General features: G+C 39.0%; 22 protein-coding genes. 12 read left to right on the plus strand and 10 right to left on the minus strand.

All coding sequences use genetic code 11. The annotated features are described in order from the left end of the window. The 11 genes from Q0625_RS04840 to Q0625_RS04890 form a co-directional block, all read left to right on the plus strand. A partial coding sequence (locus Q0625_RS04840) for a DUF1697 domain-containing protein (protein WP_298823956.1) occupies positions 1-401 on the plus strand: 401 nt, incomplete at its 5' end. Beyond that, entirely contained in the window at positions 398-733 is a 336-nt protein-coding gene (locus Q0625_RS04845) for a cell-division protein (RefSeq protein WP_298823958.1), read from the plus strand. The genes Q0625_RS04840 and Q0625_RS04845, both read left to right, overlap by 4 nt. Before the next feature lie 18 nt (positions 734-751). Beyond that, on the plus strand, positions 752-1477 hold the full coding sequence (locus tag Q0625_RS04850) for a methyltransferase domain-containing protein (RefSeq protein WP_298823959.1): 726 nt from the start codon (positions 752-754) through the stop codon (positions 1475-1477). After that, a complete protein-coding gene (locus Q0625_RS04855) occupies positions 1478-3052 on the plus strand; it encodes a hypothetical protein (RefSeq protein ID WP_298823960.1) in 1575 nt (524 codons plus the stop codon). Position 3053: 1 nt separating this feature from the next. Continuing rightward, complete coding sequence (locus tag Q0625_RS04860) at positions 3054-3986, plus strand: leucine-rich repeat domain-containing protein (protein WP_298823961.1); 933 nt, start codon at positions 3054-3056, stop codon at positions 3984-3986. Between the two features lie 5 nt (positions 3987-3991). Then, positions 3992-4525, plus strand: a complete 534-nt coding sequence (locus Q0625_RS04865; protein ID WP_298823962.1) for a hypothetical protein — start codon at positions 3992-3994, stop codon at positions 4523-4525. Between the two features lie 19 nt (positions 4526-4544). Further along, positions 4545-5030, plus strand: a complete 486-nt coding sequence (locus tag Q0625_RS04870; RefSeq protein WP_298823964.1) for a hypothetical protein — start codon at positions 4545-4547, stop codon at positions 5028-5030. A gap of 25 nt (positions 5031-5055) precedes the next feature. After that, positions 5056-5772: a hypothetical protein gene (locus tag Q0625_RS04875; protein ID WP_298823966.1), complete on the plus strand. Its 717-nt coding sequence runs from the start codon at positions 5056-5058 to the stop codon at positions 5770-5772. A 106-nt stretch (positions 5773-5878) separates the two neighbouring features. Beyond that, entirely contained in the window at positions 5879-6484 is a 606-nt protein-coding gene (locus Q0625_RS04880) for a hypothetical protein (protein WP_298823968.1), read from the plus strand. After that, entirely contained in the window at positions 6485-7000 is a 516-nt protein-coding gene (locus tag Q0625_RS04885) for a hypothetical protein (protein ID WP_298823969.1), read from the plus strand. It begins immediately after the preceding gene. 719 nt (positions 7001-7719) lie between these two features. After that, positions 7720-8184 carry a hypothetical protein gene (locus tag Q0625_RS04890; RefSeq protein ID WP_298823971.1) on the plus strand — a complete coding sequence of 155 codons (465 nt, stop codon included), beginning with the start codon at positions 7720-7722 and terminating at the stop codon, positions 8182-8184. A gap of 43 nt (positions 8185-8227) precedes the next feature. On the opposite strand, the gene Q0625_RS04895 is transcribed toward Q0625_RS04890, so the two are convergent. From Q0625_RS04895 to Q0625_RS04925, 7 genes are read right to left on the minus strand one after another with little or no spacing between them, the layout of a single operon-like run. Then, a complete protein-coding gene (locus Q0625_RS04895) occupies positions 8228-8629 on the minus strand; it encodes a hypothetical protein (protein ID WP_298823973.1) in 402 nt (133 codons plus the stop codon). Positions 8630-8640: 11 nt separating this feature from the next. After that, the gene (locus Q0625_RS04900; RefSeq protein WP_298823975.1) at positions 8641-10341 is read right to left on the minus strand and encodes a bifunctional alpha/beta hydrolase/class I SAM-dependent methyltransferase; all 1701 of its coding nucleotides are present in this window, start codon (positions 10339-10341) and stop codon (positions 8641-8643) included. A 60-nt stretch (positions 10342-10401) separates the two neighbouring features. Next, a complete protein-coding gene (locus Q0625_RS04905; protein ID WP_298823977.1) occupies positions 10402-11154 on the minus strand; it encodes an SDR family NAD(P)-dependent oxidoreductase in 753 nt (250 codons plus the stop codon). After that, complete coding sequence (locus Q0625_RS04910; protein WP_298823979.1) at positions 11151-12191, minus strand: patatin-like phospholipase family protein; 1041 nt, start codon at positions 12189-12191, stop codon at positions 11151-11153. The genes Q0625_RS04905 and Q0625_RS04910 overlap by 4 nt, the downstream gene beginning before the upstream one ends. Beyond that, complete coding sequence (locus tag Q0625_RS04915; protein WP_298823981.1) at positions 12179-12964, minus strand: phosphatidate cytidylyltransferase; 786 nt, start codon at positions 12962-12964, stop codon at positions 12179-12181. Before Q0625_RS04915 ends, Q0625_RS04910 begins: the two co-directional genes overlap by 13 nt. Beyond that, on the minus strand, positions 12939-13556 hold the full coding sequence (locus tag Q0625_RS04920) for a CDP-alcohol phosphatidyltransferase family protein (protein WP_298824035.1): 618 nt from the start codon (positions 13554-13556) through the stop codon (positions 12939-12941). Before Q0625_RS04920 ends, Q0625_RS04915 begins: the two co-directional genes overlap by 26 nt. Before the next feature lie 7 nt (positions 13557-13563). Beyond that, positions 13564-13995, minus strand: coding sequence for a hypothetical protein (locus tag Q0625_RS04925; protein ID WP_298823984.1), 432 nt, complete (start codon positions 13993-13995; stop codon positions 13564-13566). Positions 13996-14203: 208 nt separating this feature from the next. Between Q0625_RS04925 and Q0625_RS04930 the strand changes: the two genes are divergently transcribed. Then, the gene (locus tag Q0625_RS04930) at positions 14204-15283 is read left to right on the plus strand and encodes an efflux RND transporter periplasmic adaptor subunit (protein WP_298823986.1); all 1080 of its coding nucleotides are present in this window, start codon (positions 14204-14206) and stop codon (positions 15281-15283) included. A 63-nt stretch (positions 15284-15346) separates the two neighbouring features. Here the strand turns inward: Q0625_RS04930 and Q0625_RS04935 are convergent, their stop codons facing one another. The 3 genes from Q0625_RS04935 to Q0625_RS04945 all read right to left on the minus strand — a co-directional run bounded on the left by Q0625_RS04935 (position 15347) and on the right by Q0625_RS04945 (position 19928). Continuing rightward, the gene (locus tag Q0625_RS04935) at positions 15347-15823 is read right to left on the minus strand and encodes a hypothetical protein (RefSeq protein WP_298823988.1); all 477 of its coding nucleotides are present in this window, start codon (positions 15821-15823) and stop codon (positions 15347-15349) included. 154 nt (positions 15824-15977) lie between these two features. After that, positions 15978-18257 (minus strand): NADP-dependent malic enzyme, encoded by a 2280-nt coding sequence (locus tag Q0625_RS04940; protein WP_298823989.1) that lies wholly within the window; start codon positions 18255-18257, stop codon positions 15978-15980. A gap of 735 nt (positions 18258-18992) precedes the next feature. Continuing rightward, positions 18993-19928, minus strand: a complete 936-nt coding sequence (locus tag Q0625_RS04945) for a DUF4299 family protein (protein ID WP_298823992.1) — start codon at positions 19926-19928, stop codon at positions 18993-18995. Positions 19929-19978: the final 50 nt, after the last annotated feature.

Consider the following 19978-nt stretch of genomic DNA (forward strand, 5'->3'; position numbering starts at 1 on the left):
ACAAAATACGTAATGAAATAGCCCCCAAAGTCTCCCAATTAATAAAAGAACATATAGGTCCTGACTTACCAACTGTTGTAGCAACTCGTAAGGAAGTACAGGAAATGCTTGATATGAATCCTTTTATAGGAGAAAATTATGATATAGCTCGGGTATTTTTTACGCTCACAAATAGTGTTTTAGCACCTGATTTAGTAGAAAAGTTGAAGAAAGAAACTTTTGATGGAGAAGAATTGGCTATTGTAGGTGATAAAATATATCTGTATCTTCCTAAGGATGCTTCGAGGTCTAAATTGAATAACAATTATGTGGAAAAGAAACTTAAAATAGTAGCTACAACACGTAATTTTAATACTTTGAGCAAACTTATTACAATGGTTGATGAACTTACTAAAGAATGAAAACAGCAAAACAACTTATAGAAGACGAACTTCAGAAAACAATTCATCAGCTTAAAGAAGTTTCTCTTTTGCAAGAGGAGAAGCAAGCACTTGTAAGCTATAAAAAGGAGTTAGAGCAGCTATTGTTTCTCAAAAAACTTTCAGATACTTATCATTTGGAACCTGCAGCTATAGAGAAGATTATTGTATTGCCCCCACCTCGTACAGATTTTGCTAGTTTTCGTATAGTAGATGATGCTGAAACAGAACAAAAACAATGTTGGGAGGAGTTAAGGATAGAAAATGAACCTCTTTGGCTTTGTGAAGGAGATATTTTGATTAAAAAAAGATAATTTAAAAATATAAATACAATGAAGGATATATCCCAAATATTAAAAGCTGATATAAAAATAGAAAATGGTATTTTTTGCTGTATGAATGACCATTTTGTCAGTGGAGACAATCAAAAATATATGAAAATGTACGATTGGATGTCTTTCTTTTATGATTTTGGAGAAAAATGGATAGGAAAACTCAAGTATGGAAATGGCATTGACCGCCTGCGTACGGAATTGATGAGCCGCTTGGAATGGAAGAATGCTATTTCGGTACTTTATGTTTCCATAGGTACAGGGGCGGACTTGCGTTATCTACCGCAAGGGATTGATCTGAAAACAATAGACCTTGTAGGAGCTGATATTTCTATGGGAATGCTCAAAAGATGTAAGAAGCAGTGGCAGAAGAAAACAAACCTTACCCTTGTGCAATGTCCCGCAGAGGAATTGCCTTTTGCGGATAATACTTTTGATATTGTTTTTCACAATGGAGGTATCAATTTTTTCAACGATAAAGCCCTTGCTATGAGCGAAATGCTCCGAGTTGCCAAACCAGGTAGCAAACTCCTTATTGCCGATGAAACAGCCGACTTTGTGGAAACCCAATACAAGAAAAGCGTCTTCTCTAAATCCTATTTTGAAGGCAAAACGGTTGATTTGAACGCCATAGAACAATGTATCCCAGCATCAGTGGCTGAAAAGAAAACAGAATTGTTCTGGAATAACAAATTTTATGGGATCACTTTTAGAAAAAGTAACTAAATGAATGCCTTACAAAAACGATTAGCACAAATAGGAACGGAACCTCACGAAAATGGCTTGTGTGATGGAATAGTATTTGAAGATAGTTACAATCGACATTACTGGATCTTCAACCATTACTCTTTTTACGAATGGCTTAAGCATTATATGGTGCACTATGCCGGACTTAGTTGGGAGCAAGCGACAGAAAGATTGGATCAGACTCGCTGGAACGAACCTCCTGAGACAGAAGATGAATTAGGATATACTATGCACGAGCTTACTTATGACCTTGCTATGGAGATAGCCAAAGGAGATAAGCTTTGGCAAGATCGTACTTCTTCCGATAGTGGTTATTCTATAAAGGAAGAGTACTCTTGGTATGAGGAAATCAAAGAAAAATATCAGCTAAATGAAGAATATGAATCATTCGATTTCTTAGAACGCCTCCTAAAAAGAGATAATTATGAGAAGTTTAGCACCTTGGAAATAGAAAAATCTCATTTGTTGGCAGAAGCATTAAAAGTAGGGACAGAGGAGCGTATAGAAATAGATAAAAGCTTTGATTTCTTACTGAAGACTCACCAAAAATGTAAGGTTTTTGACGAACAAATGAAAGAAAAGAATAGAGTACTTCCTCCTTATGATACTCTGGAAGAGATGTTTGATACTTTACCGTCCTTTTCACCAGTTGCTGATATCTATATTCTTGCCAAAGTCTTATTCTATGACAATATTATGAATACAGATTACCTAAAAGGTCACTATATTGGTTATGATATGTATTTGGGGAGTATGTATCTTAAGAAGCAAGAAACACCTATTAGTGTAACAGAGATGTTACTTGTCAGTGATTATCTAAAAGAAAGTCCTGTGATAGGTGAAAATGGCACATTGGTGGAGTTATTGCTTAAACTTATTGAAAAAAATGCTTTAGAAAAGCAATGGACAGCTGAGCAAGAGGCATATTTGTTACAAAATATACTCATTATACATCAAAAAATAAATTATTGTGATACCTTAGAACACCTCAATCAAATATTTAAGTATGTTCATAAGGGAAGTCTGTCAACAGTTTTCAATAGTATAAACAAATATAAGTCCCAGTACCGACAAGGAGGAATGCAAATGCTTGAAATAATTTTGCATACAACTTTTTCAAAAGATATATATCAAGACTTTGAACTTAAAAGAGCGCTTGTTTCTCTTTTCAGTGAAGCAGGCAGAGAGTATGTCAAATTTAGAAGAGTAGAGGAAGCCTCTATGAAGAGTGCTTTCCTAGAAAAATGGAAAAACATAAAGCCAAGCTTCTCTGAGAATATACTAGAAGATGTATTTAAAAAGGTAGAAGATCTTAAGCATTATAAAGTGTTACACCTTACTCAAGATGGTGAAGAAATAAACTTTGGGGTAGCCGATACATTGGCTAAAAGTTTTCTCAAAGGGATACAATGGATAAGAGAAGAGCTAACAGGCATACCGTATACCCAATCGCCTTTAGAAGATCTTTTTGACCAAAAAACAGAAGGTAATATAGACCTCAAAACGTATCTATTAAAGAAAAAGGAATTAGAAAAAATATTAGTTACTGATTAAAATGAGTTACATTACCTTTAAGAGCAAGCTTATAGAGCAGAAAGTAAAGCAATATCTGAAAAAGAAACACGCTGACCTTCTTGTAAAAGAAGGGAGGAGGGTGTTGGTCAAAGAAGAAGGGGCGCCTTTGATTACCAAAATGCTCATTCATAACGATGATTTGCACTCGGAGGACTTAGCCGACTTGCAAATGTTCCCCAATATAAAGGAATTAGAGTTGCTATCGGACAATATAACTCACTTGGAAGCCTTGCCACCCTTGGAGAAGCTACAAAAACTCTATCTAAGTATCAAGGTAACGGATTATACACCTCTTGCCAAGTATAAAAAACTGAAAAAAGTAGAGGTTTATGACAGTGGCGTGAGTGATATAACTCCTTTTTGTGAACTTTCCAAGCTAACAATGTTGAAACTATCGTGTAATAAGCTCTCTTCTTTAAAAGGAATCGCTAAATTACAAAACCTTACCGAACTTTGGTTGGATAGAAACCAAATCACCGATATATCCCCTTTAGCGTGGTTGCCCAATCTTGAATATTTGCAGTTAGATAGGAACCACATCAGCGATTTATCTCCTCTGAGAGCCCTCAAAAAACTCACTACCTTGCGTTTATATCACAACGAGGTGAAAGATCTTTCTCCTCTGAAGCATTTACCTTTAGAGGAATTGGACTTAGAGCAAAACAAGATAGAAGACCTTAGCGATTTGGTAGGTATAGAAACACTTAGAAATCTAAAGATATGTTTTAACCCTATAAAGGATGCCTCTCCTTTGCTGAAGATGCCTTATTTAGAGTTTGTTTGTACAGATGCAAAGGATATCTACTTACCTTTAGAACGTTACCTCGGTAAAATTGTAGTAAGAGAAGTCTTTGGAGGGCAGTACCCTAACTTTGAAGAAGCTGACACCTATATATTTAGTAGAAAAGAATGAAGAAAATGACCTTATTAGCCCCTTTGTTGGCCTTATTCTCTTGCAAAAGTTCCCCAGAAGAGCGAAAAGCCACCGAAGCTTTTCCCCTACAATCCCTACTTACCTATGAGTATTGTGGAGAAAAAGACGGTTTTCAGTATTTCTTATTGGGGAATAGTTGGGAGCGTACCCTATTCAAAGTAAAAAGTTCAGAAATACATATTGATCCTCAATACGCCTTTCGTGCTGACCCCTCTTTTGAGCCTAAAATGCCCATTACCCCCGTTGAGCAAGAAAGGGTCTTTGCCGAAATCCCCATGAGTGGGCAAAAGCTCTATTTGTATAAGGACAATATTGTACAGCGTTATTTCCTTAGCAGCTCCGATTTGCACAAACAAGCTACAGACCACCCTACTTATCTATATGATGAGGTAAGTCAGCAAGAAGCCGAGGCACACCAAGAAGAACGTGCCTATTATATAGGTTATTACAAGGGAGAGCAACTCCTTCGTTATCAAAAGATATATAGGGGCGAGGTACTTATGGAAAAAAGATTTTGAGAATAAAACTTGAGTAGGAATGAGACACACAAGCATTTTAATCAGCATACTGATACTTATACTCCATTCTTATGATATAAAAGCACAAAATGGCAAGCTATATGATGTAGAGGGACTTTTATTAATAGAACATATATATGAGAATGGGGTGTATAAGCCTTTATGGCATACAAAGAGAGGGAAAGTCTATCCTTTTGGTAATACTTTATTTGATAATACTACCCGTTTGTTTTCTTCAGAGCAAGCTTATGAGGATTTTCTAAAACACAACCATTCGGATACTTCTTTGACTTTTAAAGGACAATATGTAGTATGTTTTCTCATCTCTAAAAAAGGAAAGATTATCGAAGATAGGATTATACGTAAAACCACTGGTTGCAAAGAGTGTGATACTTTAGTGCTAAAGACGCTCAAAAAAATAAGAAAAATGAAAGCCTATTCTTTTGATAATAAAGCAAATACAGTTTCTAAAATTACTATTCCTTTTGGGAGGGTTTGGGAGTAAATCAATCTATAAATAGGTTCTTAAAATGAGAGTAGTTTTCTATTTTTTTCTTATTTATTCGGTGATAGCTTGTACAAGACAGACTGAGAACTATTATGTTGCTACTGATGATTTAGACAGATATGCCCTACTGAAGATATCTCAGCATAAGGACACTATAAGAGGAAATATAATCACCCTACACCATCCTGATACTATTTCTATTAGGGGTTTTACCAAGGATAATGACCTCTATTTCCAAAAAGAAGAGGATTTCGTTAGGTATGAGGTTTTTGGAATGCAGAAAATAGCTAAAGTAGGCAATGATAGGTTTTGGTTTAAGGAGGATGATAGGTTCCTTATAGAACCTATTTCTTCAGAAATGTATGATGCTATGGTGCGTCAGTATATTCTTTCTTACCCCATATCCGTCCATAGAGATACTCTTATGGGAAAATATTCTTTTCATATACAGATAAAGCAGTGGAAGCAAAGTACTAAAAAAGGAGATGTTGAGATCCGCATTAGGGAAAGGAATACCAATAAGGAGATACAGACTATTACAGCCAAAAATAGTATGATTTTTATTCGATATAATTTGCCTCTTTGTATTTATCTGGAAGATTATAACAATGATGATTATTTAGATTTGAGTTTTCTCATGGATAGAGAGCCTAAAGAGGGACATGGTAAGTATATCTTTTATTATTTTGACCCCATAAAACAATTATTTGTTTATGACTGTGAAAAATATATCTATTAAGAGGCTGCTTAGGCAATACGAACTCCTAAAGTGTGATAAATAAGCTATGAAGTATATATATTTCTTTTTTATATTATTTTTATTGAGTTGCAAACAGGAAAAAGAGTTGAGAAAGAACGATTATCCTGTAGTAAATTTTGATCGCGATTCTGTTTTTTATGAGTTTAAAACGACAGATAGAAGGATAGAAAACTTTTTAGTAACTCGTGAAATTGTTGTAAAGGACTCTGTTTTTGGAAGAGGAGAAAGTTATGACAATTGGAATAATGCCTATGATTACTCTTACAATATAGCCCACAAAGATCCAGATTATTTGTATAAAGTATATTATTATGAAAACAGTGCATATCAAAAAATAACTGAGATTGTTACTAATATAGCTTCTATTCATTATATTACACTAAAATGGGGTATTCAAAGTGAATTAAATAAAAATTGGTCTGAAGATGTTTTTTCTAGCCCAGAATATTTAAGGGTTATCTATACTTCTGATTTTCATCTGAATACAAGAGCTATTAATTTTTCTTATAATGAAGGAAAATGGTCTGTTATGTCTGTTGAAAAACTTGAATATGTGGATAATCAACTCATATATTGTATAGACACACCCTCTTATAAGGAAGGGGAGGAATCCTATAGCAATAAAAGATTCCGTTTTTCAAGCCTTTATTATGGAGATTGTAAAAAATGTAAAAGCACAACTGACCGATAGATGAATAGAATTGTACTTATTATACTATTGTTAATATCATTTTCGTGTAATACAGAACGTCTTTCTAAAAATGTAAGAGAGAGTAATGTTTTGGAGTATTATTTTATAAGAGGGAATGTGACAGAAATGATATCAAAAGCTATTGAGCAATTTCCTAAAGAAGATATTTTTATCATTTTGGGATATGAAGAAAAATTCTATAAAGTTAGTATCGTTCCTACAAAAAATCTTAAACAAACTATATTATTCTCAATGAGGATTGATCAAACTAATAGAAGAACCAATATAAAAGGGAAAAATTATTATATTTTATTTGATTTTGACTATGATCTTTCGGTGAAAAAAGATAAAATTATAGAAGATAATGGGATGGAATATGATATAGTAAGAAGTAAAAATTATCTGTATGATAGAATAGTTACTTTGTACTTTGACAAAAATTGGAATTTTGTTAAACAATCAAAGTTCAGTATTGCAATAGAAAAAATATGTTTTGAGCTTAATAGGTCTAACTAAAAAGGAGATAGAGAAATGCTAAAATACTTATATATATCGCTTTTATTTTTATTTGCCTATAATTCTAAAATAGAATACTATCAAGGGTATATATGTGATCAACATAAAAATCCAATGGCTAATCTAAAAATATATGCAAAAGAAGATTCTGAAAATATTATAGGTATAACGGATGAAAAAGGTTCGGTTTGTATTCCAAAAGTTAATCAGCCTACTTATACTTAATTCTTATATCATGTAAAAGCACAAAATGGTAAGTTATATGAAGTAGAGGGCTTTTTATTAATAGAATATATATATATGAGAATGGGGTGTATAAGCCTTTATGGCATACAAGATTTTCTAAGAATAGGACAAATACGGTTTCTAAAATTACTATTCTTTTTAGAAAAAGTATGGGAATAGATCATTGAAGAAATATCAAACCTTTCTAATAAGTGAAAAAATGAAATTAAAAAAATATAGTAAAAAAATTTATAGATTTCTCGTTATAGCAGATATTATTTCTGTGTTATTTCTATTCTTATATCTTTGTTATTTGAAGAAATATATGAATGATTATATGTACTATATTTTGTCTATATATATTCCTACCATAGCTATTGTAGCTTTCCTTATATTTTTCATCTGTAAAGTAAGAAGGATATTATCTTTGTTTTTTATTCTATTTAACATTCTTATTATTTACATTTCTATTAGAAATATTATAAGAGTTCTCTATGGGTAGCAGATTTTCAATAGGTATTTTTTTATTAGCCTCCTTATGGATTGTATTTCCTTGTATAGGATACACACAAGAGAAAGACACTATTCCTTCAATGGATATTGGGGAAGAGGAGCTTATAAATACGACTTGTTTCCCTTCAATGGAACAAAAACCTATGTTTGTACAATGTAAGGACGTGAGTGCAAGAGAAAGAGATGCTTGCTTTTATCATTTCTTCTCTCAGTATCTTAAGCAAAGCATCCTTAAAAGTCCTTATAAGGAATTGGAGGGAGAAGCGACCGTCCTTTTCAGTGTGGAAAAGGACGGAAGTGTAGTGCTTATCCGCTGTGTGGCTTCTTCTCTGTATATAAGAAAAGAGGTGCAACGCACTATGGAGCAGCTTCCTAAACTGATTCCTGCACAACAGTGGGGAAAGCCTGTACGCTACTTCTATCGCTGTAGAATTAGGCTTAATTAGTTTGTATGGCTTTCTTCTTTGCAGCTTACGCCTATGTATACAATTACTTATCTTTCTTTCTTGAAAGGCGGCTAAAAAGTACAAACAAAGTGCTGTAAATAAGTGTAATAGCTATATTACAAATAAGCAAATAAACATCCATCATTAAATGAAGGGAATCCAAAAGGGCATACCCAACGCCCCACTTACTATCTGAGCCTACAAGGAAAGTGGTCATAAAAACCATTACATAGCAAGCTATAAAAGTATATAAGGCTACATATACAAACTTTCTTACATGAAAAATATCTAATAGTTTTGTATATGTAAAGATGATAGAAAAGGCTATAGGTAGCATTCCCAATAAAAAGAGTGCCGCTCCTGTACTATCAGTGATTCTAATAGCAAGAAAAAAAGCGAGTACAGAGAGGATAAGTGCTATTATAAAGGCATAAATGATCTTCATATTTCCTTAGATTATTTCTTCACCTCTGCCAAGCTAACGGTAAAAATCCCAAAATCATCAATCAGCATGCTTTCTTTTTTTACCCCTTGCAGAGCGAAAAGCCCGTCCAATTCTCGCTGGCTGCGGCGACGCATCACCCAGTCTTTCTCTTGGTGACTCTTCAGTACAAAGGCAATGGTCTTGAGCTGTGGGTGCCATGGCTGTCCTGTATAGACGATATAACCATTATCCGAGATAGAAACTACTCCTTTGATCGCCTCAGTAGCCAAGGCATTGTCTCCAAAAAGTTCAAAAATACCTGAGATAATAGTGATATTGGGCGCATAATCCAGTTTGCGGTAGGTGTCTGCCTCAAAACAGCTGTAATTGGTAAAGCGTATATGCTGATAGCCACGTTCTTTGATGATCTGTTCGCCTTTTTGTATATTGGCAGGCAGGAATTCGTTGATGACTATCTCTACTTCAGGATGGCGCTCCTTGATGTCAAAGAGGTAGTTGCCCACCCCTCCGGCGATATCCAATATTTTTACCTTCTTCCCTTGTGCTTGTAGGGCTTGTATGGCTTTTTCTACTTGTTGTAATAGGTGTCCCTTGCGGATACGCACCCCACGCCAGCCTATGGCATTCAGGTAACTCTTATCCATCCAGCGACCTACGCCCCATTTGCCTTGAGGGGTATTTTTATATATATAATCCATGGAAGCACCAGAGTCAAAGCCGTGAGTGAGTCCCACTGTCATCCCTTCGCTGAGGTGTCCGAACTTACCCAATGCCCATTTCTCAAATCGGTAGCACCACCTTTCCCCATTGGGAATAAGCTCATATTGCATGGTCTCAAACTCCTTTTGGGTAAAGAGGTCTGGGGCAAGTGTAGGGGTAGGCAGGGGCGTTGAGAAAGCCTTTTGAATAAAGCGTTGTAGGATTTTGTATACTTCCTCTCTGCCTTGCTCAAAGAGGATTCCATGGTGAAAGCCTTCCAAGGTGATGAACTCTTTTGTTTCAGAAGAGAGATTTACATAGAACTGTTTTTGTTGTCGGTTAATCACCACAAAGTCTTTTTCGGCGGAAAGCACTAGGGTAGGAGTGGTGATAGCAGCGGCATCTTCTACCAATCGCTTGCCTGCGTTGGCAAGGTCAATAAGGAGTTTGCCATTGATAGAGCGAGTGATAAAGCGGTCTGTGTCGTAAGCGTGCTGTTGCTCAGGGTCACGTGTGAGCATTTTGGATTTTACATAGCTCTTTACAATGAGCTTAGGATTGATCTTTAGCATCAGTTCAATGGCTTGCTTGGCAAAAGGTACAATAAGGTTTATTTCAAAGGCAGGCGCCAAAAGAGCCATACCTGCGATACGTGGGGCAAAATCATGTGCCCAAGCCGATACAATCACCCCTCCAATACTATTGGCTACCACAAAGATGTCTTCCTCGCGTACCCCATAGCGCTGCCCAAGGAACTTAGCAAAGGTGTCCAAATCCCGTACCGAGTCCATGAAAGCAGGGGATACCGCAGCCTTGGTATGTCCATGTCCGCGCATGTCAAAAGCAAAGATGTTATAGGAAGCAAACAAGGGGTGTGTAGCAAACTCCTGTAGGCGTTCCCCGTACTCATGTCCTCTATGGATTACGATGAGTGTTTTTTGACCGGGCTTGTAGTTCCATTCGTAGAAGAATAGTTCTTCCCCTTCGTGACTTTTGAAAAAACCTGTGTTCATGGTGTAATAGATTAATGCGACAAAAGTAGAAAATTATTTTCTAATGACCTAATTTCTAGCTCAAGAATTAGCAGGTGTTTGCATCCATTTGGCTTTTTTGTACATAAGTAGCGATAACAAGGGCTTAGGCAGCAACGAAAGTAGCCGCATGAGCCACTTCATTCGGCTAGGGAATAGGTGTAGGGGCTTCTTCTGGGCAATAGCATGGCTAATTTCGGCTACGGCTTGTGCTTCACTTACCACAAAGGGTTTCTTAGAGAGGTCGTTTTGGTTAAGGTCGTGTAGCTTTCGGGTGGCTACATACCCTGGTGCAATGGTGGTTATACAGATACCCAAGGGGCGCAAGGCACGCCTATAAGCATCTGCTATTTGTAGGACACTGCGCTTGGTCTTGGTGTATAGGCTCGATTCAGGATAATCCAAAATCCCTGATATAGAAGCCAATAAGACGATTTGTCCGCCACTATGCCTCATAAGTTCTCGCCCTATCTCTAGGGTATTGACAGCTCCTATAATATTGGTTTGTAACATGGTCACTGCCTCCTCGTAGGAAATCTCTCCTGCCACATCTTCGGCATAATGACCTGCACAGTTAATAAGCAGCGAAAGTGTATCCGTACCTACAAATTGGCGTATTGTGTTGGTTAATAGTTCTTTATCTATAACATCGGCTTGAAACTTCTCAAAGCGTGATTCAGTGGTGAGTTTCTCGAGATCTCTGCCACATACCCCTACTCTGTTGCCTTGTAGGTGATAGAAATCAGCTAAGGCATAGCCTATCCCTGAGGTGCCTCCTATGATAAATACATTCATGGTCTAAAGGTGTTAAGAATCGTTTGGTAGCCATAGTCCCATTGTTGGTCTATCTGTTGCTGGTATGTTGGGTAGTCCTTGGGAAAGCGAATGTCTATGCTTAGTTGCTTCCAGTTGATATATTTCTCTGAATAATAACCTTTTAGCACAGTGGTAGCCCTACGGGTATCTACCCATTGGGCAGGATAGGAAGCCACAGAAGCTAACCGCTCATTGCCGCTAAAGCCTAAGACAGCACGTACCAAAGCCTCTTCGGTAGGGGAGTAGGCTTGTTTCTTTTCAACAATAAGGGTTGTCGAGAGGGTATTTGCCAATTCCATAGGGACAAGGTCAATAGCCCCGCCTGCATAATAGGTGCCTTCGTAAGCCACAGGGGCTACATAGAACATATCGGATATAGAAATACGTGCAGCGGTGAGCATAGGTATTTCTGTTCTAGTAAGTATATCAGCAGCTATGGCGGAATGGGTATAGTTGGGCTCGGTAGGCTTTATAGCTGAAAGGTTTATCCTTTGGGCGGTCTCGGGGTCGGTGAAGAGTACCTTTTGGTAGAGTTTTCGCTCGCCTCTGGGTTTGCCACATTCATGGGGCGCAAATAGCATCTTTGCCCCTATGATAATGGTAGGTAAAGTGTCTGAAAAAGATACCTTGGACAGCGAGGGGAGTAGCGCGGAGAGATCTTGGGACATCTCTACCAAATAGCGCTGACAGACATCTTCGATAAGGGGCGCATGGCGCTTGTCATATCGCTTTTGTAGTACTAGAATCCCCAAGCGGTGTAGCTTGCTATAAGGAGTGAGGGATAGGCTCTTGATAAACTGATAGAACTCTTCCGATTGCAAGTAGGCTTTCCGCTGCTCATCAGTAGGGAAGGCATTGATAACCAAAGCGGCAAAGGCGCCCCCGCAGGAGGCAATGAGTAAGTTAGGGGCTTTGCCCAAAGCATGTAGGGCGGCATACATCCCGTTGTATAAGGCAAAGCGGGTACCTCCCCCTGAAAGGAGCAGACACTTGTCAAAAGGTTTTATTGTATCCATAAGTAAAACCAAATACAATTGTACAATAGGCTGTCTATACGATCCAAGAGCCCTCCATGAGCAGGGATAAGGGTACCTGTGTCTTTTACGCCTGCACGCCTCTTGAGGTAGGAGAAGGTAACATCGCCCCAGAATCCAAAGAAGCTGATAGCCAGTCCTATCACTGCCAAAGAGAACAAGCTTATAGGTAGCCCAAGTGATGTTCCTAAGCCCATACTTAGCAAGGGCGTGAGGAGTAGTCCCCCTGCAAAACCTTCTATGGTCTTATTGGGGCTTATTTTGGGAAGTATCTTTCGCTTGCCTAGGCTCTTGCCCGTAAGGTATTGGAATATATCATTGAGTTCAGTGGTAACCACTAGGAAGATAACCCATAGCCAACCTTGGGGGAGCATACGTAAGAAAGTTAAGTGAGGATACACAGCCAAGACAATAACTAGGGAGAGGGGAATACCTAAGGATGCTTTTCGGAGCAAGAGGGCTAAGATAAGTCCTATGCCGATTATAAGGAAAGTTCCTTCCATATAGTCGTAGTAGGTAGGGCAGACCAGTAGTAATACGCCTTGTAATAAGGGAATCCCAATACGCCAATAGGTAGCATCGAAGCTCAAGAGTCCCCCCAATTCGGTGAGGGCTTGAAAGCTTACCCATAGGCAGAAGAGGTACATCATATAAGGGTGGGATATAGCCAATGCAAAAATGCAGATAATGACACCCCAGCTCTTGATACGAAGTGGTACATCTGCGTATTTATTCTTCGGTAGATCTTGCGGCATAGAGTCCTTTTTTTAAACGGATGAAAGTGCTCAGGAGCAGTAAGGCGATCACAATACCAAAAATTACTTGCGAATAGGCGGCTATATGCACCCTAAAGTAGGCCAATAGCCCATAGATACCCACTAGTAAGGCACGATCGCTTTTGCCCATAGGTCCCTCATAACGCCTTTCGCCCCCTAATACTTTGCCCATGACACCTGCAAATTCATTAAGCACACTCAATACGATAAAGCCAACCACTAAGTAGAGGCTTTCGGGGTGATACTTGAGCAAAGGAAAGAAAATAAACACATCGGAAACGACATCCCCCAATTCGTTAAGAATCTCCCCTAATCGTGAGGTTTGCCCAAATTCGCGCGCCATCATGCCATCAATTGCATTGAGGATCATTCTTATTAATAATCCTATGGGTAGTGCTAAGAAGAAAAGCGGTACCGAGGAAGCCTCCCAGAAGAGCACACCGATCCCTAAGGAAAACACAATGGCCACTATGGTAATCTCATTCGCAGTAACGCCTCTTTGGTGTAGCCATACCAATAGCGGGTGTAGCAGTTGCTGGAATTTGGGCTTTAACTTATAAACGGAAATCATAAGAGAGCTAATGGTTAGTTTTTTTCTGATGTTCGCTGATAAATCTATAGTATTCATCGGCTGTGATGCGCTTATAGGTATAGGAATTGCCTGTGGGATTTTTCTTTAATAGGAGATGCCCGTTCTGAAAGCTATATTCCCAAGGAGCAGAGTGTTCCGCTACCACAAGTTTCCCTCCTTCCCCAAGAGTGTAGGTGTATTCTATGATTTTTGGATAGGCCAATAGGCAATCCTTTTCTTGCAGAGGTACCCAACCTATCTTTGCATCTGTAATAAGGAAAATCTCCTCTTCTGCACAAGAGGTGGTATGCTCCCGCTGCCAATAACCTATTAGAGTGTTGAGATTTTGGGAGGGAGGGGCTACCTTGGGACTGTTGTCCTTCTGACAGCTCGTAAGGACAACAAGGATAGTAAAAATACTTAGAAATGCTTTCATCATTAAGTTATTAGCGGTCAGTAGTCAAAACTGCTGAAACCTAATTCATAAGGCAAAGATACGAATTATTTTTCACTTTTCATTTTTCACTAAAAAAAGTTGGAAACTTTTTTTGTTTATTAAGTTTTTTGTTTTACCTTTGCGCCCTGAATAAGAATATAAAAGACCTTATTAAGAAGAATAGCTTCATAACGTATAAAATTAAGAAACAATGAAAAAAATACTTATCGCTGTTGTGATACTCGCTTTAGGGGGAGGTATGGCATACCGCTTACATGCTAACAAACAGAAAAATGCGGAGGAAGTGGCCATTGTTGCCCAAAAGGAGGCGCAAGTAGCTGTACGTGCCGCTAAGGTGACACAGGAGAATGTATCCGACCTCTTCTCTGCCAATGGGACTTTCGTAGCAGCACAAGATCTAAATGTTTCCTCTGAAATGGGAGGGCAAATTGTACAGATCTATGTGAAAGAGGGAGATTTTGTGAAGGAAGGACAAGTACTTGCCCGCACCAAAGCTGACCGTACCAATGTACAGTTGGAGAATGCTAAGGCTGTATTGGAAAACGCTAAGGCTGACCTCAAGCGCTTTGAAAGTGCTTACCAAACAGGTGGGGTTACCGCTCAGCAATTGGAACAAGTACGCCTCCAAGTAACCAATGCCCAAGCCAACTATAACTCCGCAGCTATCGTCTCTGGAGATACGGCGGTAAAGAGTAAGATCAGCGGAATTGTAAGCAGCAAGCAGGTGGAAGAAGGCGCCATGGTAGGAGCTGGTCAAACGCTTTTCAACGTGGTGAATATAGATGACCTAAAGCTTAAAATCACTGTAGATGAAGCCCAAGTAAGCCGCCTACATGTAGGAGACAAGGTAACAGTAAAGCCTAGTACAGAGTCCGAGACGATAGAGGGAAAAATCGTATTTATCGCTCCTAAGTCTGACGGCGCCCTTAAGTTCCCAGTAGAGATATTGGTTTCCAATAAGGACAGAAAGCTCCGTGCAGGTATGTATGCTACGGCTCAGTTTGCTGGACAAAGCCAGTCAGCCACCGCTTTGGTAGTACCTCATAGTGCCTTTGTAGGGAGTGTAAGCCAAAACAAGATCTTTAAGATCGTAGCAGGCAAGAATGACAAAGGAGAGGATGTGCCTAAGGCGGAATTGGTTACCGTAAAGAGTGGTCGTAACTTTGGAGACAAGGTAGAGATTCTCAGCGGTCTTTCTGCAGGTGACCAGGTGATCACTAGCGGACAAATCAATGTAGATAACGGAACTCTTGTCAAAGTAGTGGAGTAACGACAGAGTAATAATAAAAAAAGAGGCTACCCTTTTCGGACAGCCTCTTTTTTGTTTTTCATATTATAGCTTAATAATTTGCTTTCCTGTAATACTATCAGCTTGTCGGATGCCGTTGACAGAAGCCTCTTTGAGCTCTGAGTAATCACCACAGTGGGTAGCTTCAACTGTCCCCAAAATTTCTAAAGTATAGGTCTTGGTCCTATTCTTTAAATAAAGTACTTCCTTGCGCCCCGTAAAGAAATCTCCTTCAAAATCAGTGGTTATAAAGAGGTCTTTATTTCTTAGGCTTGAGTTGCCCCACATATCTCCAAATTTGACAGAGATAGGATAAGGCTTATCCACATTTCCTGATTTAAACAAGCGAATAACTTCTTTATCTATAAGGCTATCTTTTAGGAATAATGAATATTCTGGAGAGCCCTTTTTCACCACAATGGTAAAATAGTAAGGTTCATGAGAACAATCCATACTGGTACAACTACCCATAACAATTGCCAATAGTATTGGGACTACTAATAAATAAAGCTGTTTTTTCATAACTGAGATTTTAAAAGGTTAAAAAAATAATGTTTTATAGTGTTGCAAAAGTAACACTTATTCTTGAATAAAACAAGATAAAAAAGACTACCTTCTTGAGGTAGTCTTTTGTACAGACGCAATTTATAGCGTCTTGGTAAGTTATATCATACGATTATTTCCTTCGTTCTCTCTCTTGAGCATCTACTACAGCGAAGGTAGTGAGATTCACCATTTCATCTACACTGGCGTTCATCAGGGTGATGTGTATAGGTTTGGAGAGACCTAAGATAATAGGCCCTATGGAGCTGAGTCCTTCGGACTCTTTCATGATCTTATAGGTGATATTGGCAGACTCCAAGTTAGGGAATATAAGCACGTTGGCAGCCCTTCCTTTAAGTTTGGAGAATGGGAAAGCAGCGGCCATTTTCTCTGGGTTCAGAGCTATGTCTACTTGTACCTCTCCATCTACAATAAGGTCTGGATAGTTTTTGTGTAGGTAGGCAACCGTCTTGGATAGCTTTTGGGTACTTTCCGAAGGAGCTGAACCGAAGTTGGAGTAAGAAAGTAGCGCAATAGCAGGATCTAAACCAAACATCTTAGCCTTCTCCGCTACCGCCAAGGTAATAGCAGTCAAGTCCTCTGAAGAAGGATTAGGGTTCATAGTAGTATCGGAAAGGAACAAGGGACCACGCTTGGTGATAAGGATACTAGTGGCAGCAATACGATTGAATCCTGGTTCTTTTTCTACTAAGTCCAAGATAGGACGAATGGTTTGCGGATAAGAACGGGAGTAACCTGTGATCATAGCATCGGCCTGACCTGTATTGACGAGCATGGAACCAAAGTAGTTGCGCTCACGCATAAGGCGGCGGGCATTGATTTGGGTAATTCCCTTGCGCTCGCGTTTTTTCCAATAGATATCGGCAAAGTTGTGACGGCGTTCTCTTTCTTCTTCGCTCTTAGGGTCAATGATTTGCAAGTCGGCCTCAAAGCCCAATTCTTCCATATAACCGCGGATGACCTCTTTGTTACCAAGCAGTACAGGGATAGCGATACCTTCTTGATATACGCGTTGGGCAGCCTTGAGTACTTCCAAAATGTCAGCTTCAGGGAATACTACACGCTTAGGATTTTGTCGGGCACGCTCCTGAAGGACACGTATTTCACGGTTGCTACCTCCGAGTCGGTCCATTAGCTGTTCACGGTAAGCATCCCAATCGGTGATAGGCTTCTGTGCAACCCCTGTTTCTATGGCCGCCTTAGCAATCGCTGGCGGTACTTCATAGATAAGGCGTGGGTCAAATGGCTTAGGGATAATGTATTCCTTACCAAAGGTGAGATTGACTCCATATACTAAGTTTACCTGATCAGGTACGGTCTTTTTAGCCAAGTCGGCCAAGGCATGTACCGCTGCCAACTTCATTTCTTCATTAATCTTGGTAGCTCGTACGTCCAAGGCGCCACGGAAGATAAAGGGGAATCCCAAGACATTATTCACCTGGTTAGGGGTGTCGGAGCGTCCTGTGGCCATAATGATATCCGAGCGCGTTTGAGTAGCTAGGTCGTAGGCAATCTCAGGGGTAGGGTTGGCCATGGCAAAAACGATAGGGTCTTTAGCCATGCTAAGGAGCATCTCAGGGCTTACCACATTTCCTTTGGAGAGTCCGATAAAGACATCGGAATCTTTCATCGCTTCCTCAAGGGTATGCAGGTCGCGGTCAGTGGCAAACTCGGCTTTGAGGTAGTCCAAGTTAGGATTATCCTTGCGGATGACCCCTTTGCTGTCGCACATAACGATATTCTTAGGATCAGCCCCTAAGGCAATATAAAGGCGGGTACAGGAAATAGCGGCTGCACCGGCTCCATTAACTACGATTTTTACCTTACGAATATCCTTGCCAACAATCTCCAAGGCGTTTTTGAGCGCTGCGGCGGAGATAATGGCAGTACCATGTTGGTCATCGTGCATCACAGGAATATCCAATTCTTCCTTGAGGCGGCGTTCTATTTCAAAAGCCTCAGGTGACTTGATATCTTCTAGGTTGATTCCTCCGAAAGTAGGAGCAATAGCCTTAACTGTATTGACAAAGGCATCCACATCAGTGGTATCAACCTCTATGTCAAAAACGTCAATGTCGGCAAAGATTTTGAAGAGCAAGCCCTTACCCTCCATTACAGGTTTAGCGGCATCGGCTCCGATATTACCCAAACCAAGGACAGCAGTACCGTTGGAGATTACTGCTACAAGGTTTCCTTTGTTGGTATATCGGTAAGCGTCGTTCTTATTTTGTTCAATAGCCAAACAAGGCTCAGCTACCCCAGGGGAATAAGCCAATGAGAGGTCATACTGTGAGGCGTGTTTTTTAGTAGGTACCACAGCTATCTTCCCAGGTTTCGGAAATTCGTGATAGTCAAGGGCATCCGTGTTTTTCTTATGATTATTATCTTTCATTTGAAAATATTTTTATCAAATTAGTTTCTATAGAACTGCAAAAGTACAAAATTAATGTGTAATGCTCAATGTTTAATGATTAATTTTTTTCACTTTTGGTTTTTATAGCTAAGTATAAAAATATTTGTAGTCTTTTTTTAAGTTTGATTTATGAGTATCTAAAAAAGAATATTTTTCATTTAAGTAGGGTGTAAATTTTATTGTTGATAACTTATTAAAATATTTCTTTAAAAAAGATTTGTTTTATTAGTTATTTTGTGTTATATTTGCAGGGTGTAAGTATAATTGTTTTTAACAATTTAAGTTGTACAAAATAACTAGCAAAATATATTAATTAGTATGAGTTCAATATAACGAAAGCTCATGTGCTGGCGCGAGTCACATACTCGCTTCCAAGTATTCAGCGACTTTAGCTCGTGCCTTACACAGACAGAGCTTGTAGCTCTTTTGTCTAAAGATAGAGGTTCTTTGTAATAGAAAATAAAAATCAAATCCGTTTTATTTAAAAAATCTTGTAACTAAATATATATCAAATATTTAAAATGATATTTTATCTTTTAATAGTCGTTTGTTTTCTTTTTACTTTTTGTAAGAAGGAAGAAAATAGAAAAGAAGACAAACGTCTTGCTCCTTCATATTATGTGGTTTTAGAATAACTCCTGAATACTTAATCTCATATATCTAATATATCTAAGAAAACCTTTGTAAGCCATTGGCTTGCAAAGGTTTTCGCCTTTAGAACAGCTTCTTTATTTTATCCCAAAGTCCTGTTTTCTTTCCCAGTAGGGCTTCTATTTCTCTTTTGCTCTCTAAGCAGAGACACATATAGTGCCCATCCAATTTTTGCATTTTATCCTCAGGAAGGCGCTCCAAGAAAGTCTGATAGTCCATCTCGCCTATGGTAGGGAACTGATCTTCACCAGAAAGACGTTCATCATAATCAGCAAAGTGTACCCGCCATTCCTTGATGTCTTCTTGAGAGAGGTTATATTTGGTAAGGTCTATAAACGGAGGATACTTATAAGGGAGTACGCTAGGTACAGTTTTCGTCAGCGCATAGATGCCGATAATCTCATCTTGGTGATTTTGTGCAAAAATGGGATTAGCTATATAGAGGTCTTCATACTGGCGCTGTGCCGCAATAAAGTCATCAAAAGCCTTTACCTTATCCTCCGCCGCGAGGATTCGGTCTATATCTTCATCTGAAAAGCAGATGGGACGCATAGCGCCAAAGATAAAGTAACCCTCATCGCCTTTCTCCATAGATGCGATACCAAAGGCTATGTCATGGCGAAAATCATAGGTGATATTGTTGCCCTCGTAGGTCTCTCCTTCCTCATCGGTCACCACAACACCAAAGGTAGTGGCCAATTTCTCTATAAAGGAGAGTGCCCCATGCCAGTCTGCTGAAGTACTAGGAGTAAATACACGTACATTATAGGTATGTTCTTCCTCTGAGTAACTACACTCAAAGCCTCGCCCACTGATACCTTTTTGACCTAGTAACATATAGCCAAAGTCACTCAGAGGCATTTGCATAATCTCATCAAGGTCTTCGTCATTATCTCTAACGGCAAATTGTCTGAAATTACCTCCTACGAGGTCTAATAGCTCCTGAGTGCTCATCACTTTAGGTGCCTCAGGATTTTTAATGTAAAAAGTACGACTCATAGAGTTTTGATTTAAGTTTTGAATTTTTAGTTAGCCACTAACCACTAACC

Source organism: uncultured Capnocytophaga sp. (assembly GCF_938029845.1).
In the GTDB taxonomy this organism is placed as follows: Bacteria; Bacteroidota; Bacteroidia; order Flavobacteriales; family Flavobacteriaceae; genus Capnocytophaga.